The organism is Mesorhizobium sp. M2A.F.Ca.ET.042.01.1.1 (assembly GCF_003997405.1).
Taxonomy (GTDB): Bacteria; Pseudomonadota; Alphaproteobacteria; order Rhizobiales; family Rhizobiaceae; genus Mesorhizobium.
Window position 1 is genome coordinate 1 of the sequence record NZ_RZRX01000556.1, and the last position, 1,320, is coordinate 1,320.

At 65.8% G+C, this 1,320-nt stretch carries 1 protein-coding gene and 1 pseudogene; one reads left to right on the top strand and one right to left on the bottom strand.

Translation table 11 applies throughout. The annotated features are described in order from the left end of the window. The coding region (locus EOA23_RS34780; protein ID WP_145966611.1) for an NAD(P)/FAD-dependent oxidoreductase at positions 1-876 on the bottom strand (876 nt) is incomplete at its 3' end. 172 nt (positions 877-1,048) lie between these two features. On the opposite strand from EOA23_RS34780, the pseudogene EOA23_RS34785 reads away from it, so the two are divergent. Beyond that, positions 1,049-1,320, top strand: a pseudogene (locus tag EOA23_RS34785) (5-formyltetrahydrofolate cyclo-ligase); the annotation flags it as partial.

The following is a 1,320-nucleotide window of genomic DNA, read 5'->3' on the forward strand; positions in this document are numbered from 1 at the left end:
GCCCGGCACGGTGAGGTCGGGTTCGACCAGCACCCTGCCCGCCCGGTCGGCGGAAGCGCCCAGCCATTCGGCCGCGGGCGAGGCGGCAACGCCGGCCGCCCAGATGATCGTCCTTGCCGGCAGCTGCTTGTCGCCAAAGACGACGCCGTCGGCGTCGAGTTGGGTGACGGGGCGGCCGAGCTCGACGGTGACGCCGAGCCGTTCAAGCGCCCTGCGGGCGTAGTCGGAAAGCTGCGGTGCGAAATTGGCCAGGATGCGGTCGCCGGCCTCGATCAGCACGACGCGCGCCTGGCGTGTGTCTATGTTGCGGAACTCGCCGCGTAGCGTGTCGTGCGCGAGTTCGACAATGGTGCCGGCGAGCTCGACGCCCGTCGGGCCGCCGCCGACGATGACAAACGTCAGCAACGCCTGGCGCCTGGTGGGATCGGTTTCGCGTTCGGCCTGCTCGAAGGCGAGCAGGATGCGACGCCGGATCGTGGTGGCATCCTCGAGCGTCTTCAGCCCCGGCGCGAAGGGCTCCCATTCGTCGTGGCCGAAATAGGCATGGCGCGCACCGGTGGCGAGCACCAGCGTGTCGTAGGGAACGGAGCTGCCGTCTTGGAGCAGCACGCGCTTGCCGGCGCGGTCGACGCCGGTGACAGTGCCGAGAAGCGTCGTCACGTCCTTGCGCCTGTGTAAGAGATGACGGATCGGCCAGGCAACCTCCGAGGTCGCCAGCGACGTCGTCGCCACCTGATAGAGCAGCGGCTGGAACAGGTGGTGATTGCGCTTGTCGATCATGGTGATGCGCACCGGCGCACCAGCCAGCGCGCGGGTGAGTTCGAGCCCGCCGAATCCGGCGCCGACGACCACGACATGATGCCTGGCTTCGTTCATTTCATCCACCTCGCGGCGTAAAACTACCACATGGAATGTAGGTATTTTGTGCGCTGCAACAACATCTTGCCGGCTCTGAAACATGCCCCAGAGTCGTCGCGCGGCGTCGTGAATGCATATGTAGCGCGTGCTGCCGCAGGTATAGCGTGAGACCCCATGACAGGAGCCTATCATGGCTGACAATCGCGACGACGAAGGGCCGGCCCAATACGGATCACCGCCCTGCTTCATGCATGAACTCGATCCGGAATACCGGGAGCCGCTGTCCGATTGGACGGATATCAGGCGTTGGCGCAAAGCCGAACGCGAGCGGCTCATCAATGCGCGGCTTGCCGTCTCAGCCGATGCGCGCGCCGCCATGTCGGCACGTATCGCGGACGGCCTCGACGCGCTCATCGGCGACATAGAAGGCCGGATGGTTAGCCTCTATTGGCCGTTTCGCGG